Source organism: Streptococcus australis (assembly GCF_015553625.1).
In the GTDB taxonomy this organism is placed as follows: Bacteria; Bacillota; Bacilli; order Lactobacillales; family Streptococcaceae; genus Streptococcus; species Streptococcus australis_B.
In genome coordinates this window covers 168,504-176,938 of the sequence record NZ_JADNGY010000005.1, presented here as the reverse complement: position 1 = coordinate 176,938, position 8,435 = coordinate 168,504, and the positions used below count along the sequence as shown (strand labels likewise).

Annotated in this window: 7 protein-coding genes; 1 reads left to right on the top strand and 6 read right to left on the bottom strand. The window is 42.1% G+C overall.

Features of this window, described 5'->3' with window-relative positions; translation table 11 throughout:
* Positions 1-75: 75 nt before the first annotated feature.
* From I2D56_RS06175 to I2D56_RS06155, 5 genes are all read right to left on the bottom strand, one after another.
* Positions 76-1,440, bottom strand: coding sequence for a polysaccharide deacetylase family protein (locus I2D56_RS06175; protein ID WP_229038992.1), 1,365 nt, complete (start codon positions 1,438-1,440; stop codon positions 76-78).
* A 211-nt stretch (positions 1,441-1,651) separates the two neighbouring features.
* Entirely contained in the window at positions 1,652-2,038 is a 387-nt protein-coding gene (locus tag I2D56_RS06170; protein WP_023022851.1) for a VOC family protein, read from the bottom strand.
* 130 nt (positions 2,039-2,168) lie between these two features.
* Positions 2,169-3,542: a sensor histidine kinase gene (locus I2D56_RS06165; protein ID WP_123159309.1), complete on the bottom strand. Its 1,374-nt coding sequence runs from the start codon at positions 3,540-3,542 to the stop codon at positions 2,169-2,171.
* On the bottom strand, positions 3,532-4,206 hold the full coding sequence (locus I2D56_RS06160; RefSeq protein WP_117744091.1) for a response regulator transcription factor: 675 nt from the start codon (positions 4,204-4,206) through the stop codon (positions 3,532-3,534). Before I2D56_RS06160 ends, I2D56_RS06165 begins: the two co-directional genes overlap by 11 nt.
* 113 nt (positions 4,207-4,319) lie before the next feature.
* Positions 4,320-5,012 (bottom strand): hypothetical protein, encoded by a 693-nt coding sequence (locus tag I2D56_RS06155; protein WP_195348195.1) that lies wholly within the window; start codon positions 5,010-5,012, stop codon positions 4,320-4,322.
* A 208-nt stretch (positions 5,013-5,220) separates the two neighbouring features.
* Here I2D56_RS06155 and I2D56_RS06150 point away from each other — a divergent pair, with 208 nt between their 5' ends.
* Complete coding sequence (locus I2D56_RS06150; protein WP_117744089.1) at positions 5,221-5,763, top strand: biotin transporter BioY; 543 nt, start codon at positions 5,221-5,223, stop codon at positions 5,761-5,763.
* A gap of 55 nt (positions 5,764-5,818) precedes the next feature.
* Here the strand turns inward: I2D56_RS06150 and I2D56_RS06145 are convergent, their stop codons facing one another.
* The gene (locus tag I2D56_RS06145) at positions 5,819-8,362 is read right to left on the bottom strand and encodes a M1 family metallopeptidase (protein WP_195348194.1); all 2,544 of its coding nucleotides are present in this window, start codon (positions 8,360-8,362) and stop codon (positions 5,819-5,821) included.
* Between the last annotated feature and the right edge of the window lie 73 nt (positions 8,363-8,435).

Sequence of the window (8,435 nt, the reverse complement as noted above, 5' to 3'; positions counted from 1 at the left end):
CCCTACTCAACTGTGCGGAGGTGGGACGACGAAATCGAATTCTAACGAATGACCGATTTCTGTCCCACTCTCTTTTTAATTACGATTGTAATAGAGGCGATGACTTTCCACTTGGTGGTCTAAGAGTTCATCAACCGTCACGATAGTGTAGCCTTGCGATTGAAGGTATTCAATAACAGCTGGAAGGGCATTGATAGATGTTTGGTGAATATCGTGCATCAGGATGATTGATCCTGGTTTGACTTGTTTTTTCACTTCTGCCAAGATGGCTTGTGTATTATGAGTCTTCCAATCCAGAGTATCCACATCCCACATGATAAAGGCCTGATCCACTGCATATTGAATGGCACTATTAATCGAACCATAAGGCGGACGAGTAATTTTCGTTTGCACCCCAGTGACCTTTTGAATGACTTCCTTAGTATCCATGATTTCTTTTTGGGCAGATTCCAAAGGCAACTTGGTTAAGACAGGGTGATTCCAGGTATGGATCCCGATTTCATGTCCTTCCTGACGTACCCGTTTAGCCACTTCAGGATAGGCCGAGACATTTTTCCCAAGCATAAAGAAAGTCGCTTTAACATGGTACTTGTTCAAGATATCTAGGGCTTGAGGGGTCGTCGTTGGATCCGGACCATCATCAAATGTTAAGGCAACCATCTTAGCATGACGTTGAGTTTGGTAGGCCTCATAAGATTGAAGATCTTCAGGATTCAGACGAGCAGAATCAATCACATCATAGAGTTTGGAAAGAGGAACATCAAAAGTTTCCATACCTTCAATATCTACTGAAAGTGTGATGGAAAGCACACCTTTATTATAGGTGAACTGCCAGCTTGCCATATCACTTGCTGAGACGGTTTGCATCAGCTCTTCAATTCTATCTTCCCCTAACTGAAGGAAGACCAGCTGGGCACGCAATTCTGTTAAGAGAGTTTCTTTGGCTAGATTTGCATCCGTAAACAATTGGGAAAATTGGAAGACCGTCCCCTCATCCGTTAGATAGAGGAGAGGTAGTTTGTCAATCCCTTCTTTAATGAACTTGCCGTTTTTCCACTTGTACTGGGTCTTCTTCACCTGATAAGGATGAACCCCTACAAATGGGTCTTCTGAGCGTTCGGTATGGTAGAACAAGAGCTCTTTTGCTTGCTGGTTCTTCTTCTCTTCTTGAGGAAGAGAGCCAACGTCAGCCAAAATTCTCTCTTTAACTACTGCGATGGGTTCTTCATTATTTTTCGGGTAGTAAGCAGCAACATAAGATTGACCAACCATTCCTTTTTGAAGGCTGGTATCTTTGTCTTTTTCAACTGCTGCTTCTTCCTGAATGACTTTAGAAAGCTGTTGATTATAATTTTTGATGGCGCGGGCTTCCTCAATCTTCTGATAAGCCAGATAGATTCCTCCGATAAAAAGGAGGTTAAGAAGAACGAGGATAAACATTTTCAAGTAGGAATTCTTCATATTCTTATTATAGCAATTTTATCACCAAAAAACAGTAGAAAACTCTCAAATCTAGAAATTAAATCCTAAAAAACAATAGGAAATTAGGGGACTACCCTATCCCCTGTCATTTAGTAATAGCCAATTTCAAAAACAAAAAAGAACAGGTCAGTTCTCACCTGCTCTTTATCCTATGTGATGTGATTACCATTTATAAGGACTTTTCACGAATCACTTCTACTTTGTAGCCATCTGGGTCCACAATAAAGTAATAGTTTGGAAGTGTTCCTGGCAAGCCTTTTGGATCCGTTACTTGATAACCTTTTTCCTTATGCTCGGCATGAAGGGCTTCAAGGTCTGGGGTACTCAAGGCTACGTGAGCAAAACCATCTCCAATAACATAAGGACCATGATCATAGTTGTAAGTTAATTCCAACTCATAGTCATCCCCTTCTAAACCAAGATAAACAATCGTAAATTTGTATTCAGGAAAATCTTTGCGACGCAATTCCTTAAAGCCAAATGCATCTGCATAAAAGGCAATTGATTTTTCTAAATTCTCCACACGTAAACAAGTGTGTAACATTTTTGAAGCCATAAGACACCTCTTTCTTTTTTTACTATTATACACTAGTCAGATCAAAATAGCGATGAATTGAAATGGATGAAAAAGAGAGTGGGACAGAAATCGGTCATTCGTTAGAATTCGATTTTGTCGTCCCACTCACTTACTTGTTCTTCGTTGATTTAGAGCTGGATCTCTTTTTACTTTCTGACTTCGTTGCTAGTTTTACCTCGAAAATAGAACCTTTAGGTTTGTTATCTCGAACACTAATGGTACCATTGAAGGCTTCTACGATTTGCTTGGCTAAGGATAAGCCCAAACCAAAACCACCCTTTTGACGGGTTCGCGCCTTATCCACTCGGTAGAAACGATCAAAAATCCGTTTTTTATCTTCATCAGCAATTCCTGGACCATTGTCCTCTACTCGAAGATAGAGATAACGATCCTTGAATTGGGCGACAAAGCGTATTTTCCCTTCTTCCTCCGTATATTTGAGGGCATTATCATACAAAATGGTCATCAGTTGTTTCAATAGGACCTTATCAGTCACCAGACTCCTATCCACCAGATTCTCATATTCGAAGATTTTTTCGTTTTCCTCCGCAATGATTTCATAATTGGCAAAAGTTTGGTCAAAAAAGGATGGTGTGATCTCGCTAAACTCTGGTTTAATCCCATCATCTCGACGGGCTAAGTTTAAGAGATTGGTCGTCAATAATCGCATATTGCGAACTTCATCCAAAGAGGAGGCAATATTCTCACTAGATTCCATAATCGTCGCCTCTGGTTTTCGGAATAAGGCTTCCAAACGATTTTGCAAAACCGCTAAAGGCGTCCGCAATTCATGAGAAGCATTTTCGACGAAGGCCTTCTGCCGGTTCATGCTCTCTAAGAGAGGTTTCACACTCATCTTAGCCAAGAAGATACTTGCAAAGAGGGAAATGCCCCAGAAACAAATCATAACCAAGGCAATTTGACTCTCATGTTTTTCACTGGTCTGCTCCAACTGGCTGATGTTGGTCATGATCACGGCATATTTCACCCCGTCGATATAATCATCGGGATCAATATCTACCAAATAAGCCCGGTAACTTTCCTTCTGTTTATAATGATTAGTAATTTGAATCTGCTTGATCTTGTTTAAATAACTGCGACTAAAAGTTACTGTTTTTAGATCTAGGAAACCATTATCCGTCGTCACATTTTCAAATTTATCATTCAAGAGGATGGCTGTGCTATTGGAAGTAACCGATGGTCTAGGGCCATCCTCGGGACCAAGTTCATCATCTTCTGGTCCGTCATCAGCAGTTTCGTCTCTTCCCATCCCATTGCCTGTACGGTTTGCCAAACTGATAATCGAATAGCGATCTTTACTGAGCATTTTTAAATTTTCGTCAACCGTTGTATAAAGACTGGAACGCATCACTTGAATAATAATCAAGGTCATGGTTGAAAAAATCAAGGTAAAGAGTCCGAAATAGCGGATGAAATAGGAAAAGTCATCCGCATTGACAGTTTTTTTAATTTTATTGAGCATCTTTCAGAATATACCCCACGCTACGCAATGTTTGGAGATTTTTTGCAAAGTCTGTACCTTTTAATTTCTTCCGAATCTTAGAAACATACACTTCGACAACCGAAATGGTCGTATCGCTATCAAATCCCCAAAGTCGATCAAAGATTTGTGTTTTTGGCAGGATGACATTTTGATTTTGAAGGAAATAGACCAAAAGATCAAATTCTTTTCCTAATAGTTCTACTTCTTTCCCTTCAACAAGCGTAGAGTTAGTCGAGAGATTAACGGTCACATTCCCATAAGAAAGAGTATTTTCATTGACCTTACCAGCGCGCTTCAACAATGCTTGGATTCGCATTTTCAACTCTTCTAGGTAGAAAGGCTTGGTCAGATAGTCATCTGCTCCCAACTCAAAACCATGGCCCTTATCGTCCAAGCTCTCTTTGGCTGTCATAATCAATACTGGAGTGGAGACACCCTTATCTCTCAATTCTTTCAGAACTTGGAAACCATCTTTTCCAGGAAGCATGAGGTCCAGTAAAATTAGGTCATAGATGCCACTTTCAGCCTCATACAGACCTTCATCCCCATCAAAGACTTGCATGACATCTGCAAAATCATCTAAAAAATCAAATACTGAATTAGACAGACCGAGGTCGTCTTCGACTAATAAAATCTTAATCATATTTACTTTCTCCTTCTCATTCTTCCATACAGGGATGATGAGTATATTCTACTCTATTATAACATGACAAGGCTTCATTCAGTAGCTTTCAGATAGCGATTTCACCTTTTTTCTTAGCCCGCTGTCCCTGTCTCATCCTTTGATGAATGTTGTGTATTGGTTGACGATTTTTTCGAAGTGGACTTCTTGGAGGACTTTTTATTGGATTTCCCATTTTGTTGGTTGTCTGGTTGAGCTTGAGGCCCTCCATCTTGTGGCGGTTGGTCATTCCGATTCCCTTGGCCTGGTCCACCGTTTTGACCATCTTGCGGTGGCATGCCGCCTGGTCCACCACCAAATCCATCTTGTCCTTGCTGACCTTGAGGTTCACCATCTTGTGGCGGTTGACCATTCATCTCACTTTGCCCTGGTCCACCATTCTGCCCATCTTGCGGGGGCCTACCACCCGGTCCACCTCTAAATCCATCTTGTCCTTGCTGACCTTGAGGCCCTCCATCTTGTGGCGATTGGTCATTCCGATTCCCTTGGCCTGGTCCACCATTTTGTCCATTAAAAGCTTGTGAGTTAGAATGTCCATTTTGTCCTTGAGAATTTTGGGCAGGCTGGTTGCCATTTTGTGTAGCGACTCTTGCTTGTTGGCGTTGGGGAGTCGTATTGGCTGTCGCCAACATTCCCAATCCAAATCCACTTGTCATTCCTACGACGAGTCCTCCTGTTGCTGCGGCAGTTGCCCACCACTTAGGACTTTTCTTAACGACAATCATTTTTTCAGTTCTTTCTTGCTTTTGTTCATTCGAAGCTTGCATTCTTTCATTTCCTTATATTTTTATTTAAACAAGGCCTTTGTTTAGATAAGGATAGTTTACAGGCTTTTCCTTAACAGTGACTAAATTTTTTCTTAAACTTTCCTAAAATGATTAAGGAGACATTTGTCACAGCTGAAAAGAGGACTTGACAGACTAACCTTCTTTTTTATAGAATAGTTACCATAAAAACAAATAGAGGTTTACTGTTTTGAAAAAAATAGAATCAATGACATTAATTGCCCTAGGAGCAGCTTTGATTGCTGCCCTATCTCCTTTTACAATCCCACTTGGACCCATTCCTATCACGCTTCAGACTTTAGCGATTGGATTAATCGCCAGCATCTACCGTCCAAAAGAAGCCACCCTTTCTGTTCTCATTTACCTCCTCTTAGGTGCCATTGGCCTCCCCGTCTTTGCAGGTGGTCACGGAGGTATCGCTTCCTTCTACGGTCCCACTGCCGGATTCCTTTTCTTCTTCCCTCTTCGAGCTTTGGTTACTTCTATCTTTGCTGGTCAAAAGGGACAGCCCATTCGTATTTTTCTTGCTAACGCTTTAGGAGAAATCGTTCTCTTTATTGGGGGTGCCTTAGGGTTTATGCTCATTGCCCATAAATCTTTAGATTTCGCAATAAAATTTGTCGTCTTACCTTTTGTGGTGCCAGATTTGATTAAGATGGCTTTGACAACTATTTTCGCGGTCATTCTTTATCGAAATCTCAAGCATCTCCCTTATTTCAAAAAAGAAAAATAAAAAACTCTTAGAGAGGCTTGCAGATCTGCATAGCACTCTCTAGGAGCTTTTTTCATTATTTTGTTGCTAGAAGGGCTGCTTCAACAGCTGCTTTCTCCCGCTCAATAAGATCGATACGAGCCGCGATTTCTTTGATTCCCATCTTGATATTGCGGCTAATCGCCATATCATCCAATTGAGGTTCAAAGAAGGCCTTGTATTCATTCAACCGTTCACGGGTCTTGAAACAGTTGGCTGGATAGATGACAAACTTATCAAAGCTCATATCACCACCGAGTGCTTTCTTGATCCAATCCCAGTTTTCACGCGCCCAAGTCCAGGTTCTACCTTGGGTAAAGTCATCATGCAAGAAGTTGTAGTACCAGCTCATAGCCAAGTCCTGAGGTTTCACCACATCCTTGTTCTTCCACTCCTTCAATAGAGCTTCCAAAGTTTCCGCATCCTTGGTATAAGAAAGTGCAGCCGCCAACTGGCGTTTAAAGTTTCCATCAACTGTCTTCACATAGGTATCCAGATATTGTTGGCTAAGCTCCTTGGTTTCATGGTGCTTGATTTGGTTGACTAAGATTTGCAAGCGAATGGCAGCTGGGAGTTTTTCCAAATCATCTGCGTGTGCTTCAAAGATAGCACTCGCTTGGGCTTGTGCAGCTTCATCATTGGCCTTAATCATATTGGCGATCATAAGCTGACGAACTTTTTCGTCTTCTTCTGTTTCACCAGGCTTAGCTTCTAGACCCAAGCGTTCAAAGTTGTAACGGTTCAAGCGTTTTAACAACTCATGGAAGGCTGCTTCTGTTTCAGTTCCCTCATCCACAAAGAGACTGATTCCAGCTAAGACGCTCGAAACAGCTGAAACGACCAAGTAGGAACTTTCTTCTGTCAAGTGTTCAATCACTGGCAAGAGGCTTGCATAAGAAATTTGACCACTTTCAGCTAAAAGACGACGTTCTTGAACCACTTGTAATTTTGAAGTGCTATCCAAGCTAGCAAGGTCAGCAAGAATGTCTTCCAACAATTCCCCACGGTAGTCACTGATATAGTGAGCTGTATTTTCTGTATTGAATCGAAGAGCTCCGCTGTTAGCTGCTTTCAAGGCACTGTAGTTTGGAATTTCTAAGACTTCAGTTTCCAAAGTATCTGGAATACCCGTCCAGTTGCTATTTAACGGAACAACCCACTTGCGTCCTTTTTCTTCTCTTTCTCCGATGAAGAACTGCTCTTGACGGATGATCAAGGTATCGTTCTCTACAGAAGCTGAGACAACAGGGTATCCTGGTTGCTCCAACCAAGAATCCATAAAGGCTGCGACATCGCGACCTGAAGCTTGCCCAAGAGCATCCCAAAGATCACGACCGATGGTATTGCCGTATTGGTGTTTTTCAAAGTAGATCTTCAAACCTTTACGGAAGGCATCATCGCCTAACCAACGGCGAAGCATGTGCATGAGCCGGCTACCCTTGGCGTAAACGATCGCAGGGTCAAAGAGGGTGTTGATCTCGTCTGGGTGTTTCACTTCCACATGGACGGATTGAACACCATCAGTCGCATCGCGTTTCAAGGCAGCAGGTACACCAGTTGTTTGGAAGTCTTCAAAGATATTCCAGCTTGGTTCGATGGCATCCAAGCAGACATATTCCATCATATTGGCGAAGCTTTCATTCAACCAGAGGTCATCCCACCACTTCATGGTCACGAGGTTACCAAACCATTGGTGAGCCAATTCGTGAGCTACGACCAAGGCTACTGTTTGACGGCTTTGGGCTGTCGAGTTCTCATCTACAAGGAGGTAGACTTCACGATAGGTTACCAAGCCCCAGTTTTCCATAGCTCCAGAAGAGAAGTCTGGGAGGGCGATATGAAGGGATTGAGGGATTGGGTAAGCCACTCCATAGTAGTCTTCGTAGAATTCAATGGCACGAACAGCAATATCTAATGAGAAGTCCAAGTTTTCTAATGGGTGAGCTTTGGTAGAGTAGACACCGACTAGGGTTCCATTCTTGGTCTTAGCTGTCACACCCTGCAAATCTCCTGCCGCAAAGGCCAAAAGATAAGAAGACATACGAGGAGTTGTATCAAACTTCCAAATACCTGTTTCTTTCCGACTTTCGACATCGATTTCAGGCATGTTAGAAAGAACGATTTCCCCTTCTTCTTGGTCAAATTTCACAGCCAAATCAAAGGTCGCTTTGGCTTCTGGCTCATCCACACTCGGGAAGGCTTCACGCGCAAAATGGCTCTCAAACTGAGTGGAGATGACCTCTTTTTTGACACCATCTACTGTATAGTAAGACGGATAGATCCCTGTCATATTATCGGTAATTTTTCCTTCATAAGAAAGTGTAAGGTTTACTTTACCTGTAGCAGGAACTTCAACAAAGACCGCTTCTTCCTCATCCTTGACTGTAAAGGAACAATCTTGCCCATCTACTTGTGCAGATTCGATGGTCAAATCCTTTTGTTGAAGAGAGATGCGAGTATCCTTTGCCTCTCCTGTAATGGTCACTTTCCCTGAGAAAGTCTTGTTTGAGCGGTTCAAATCTAAGAATAGATCATAGTGCTCAGGTACAAATGTATCAATAAAATGTGCAACTGCTTGCATGAGTATCTCCTTCTTCATTTATTCTCATCTTCTATTCTAACATAAATCCTATGGTCTGTAAGGTAAGAGGAGG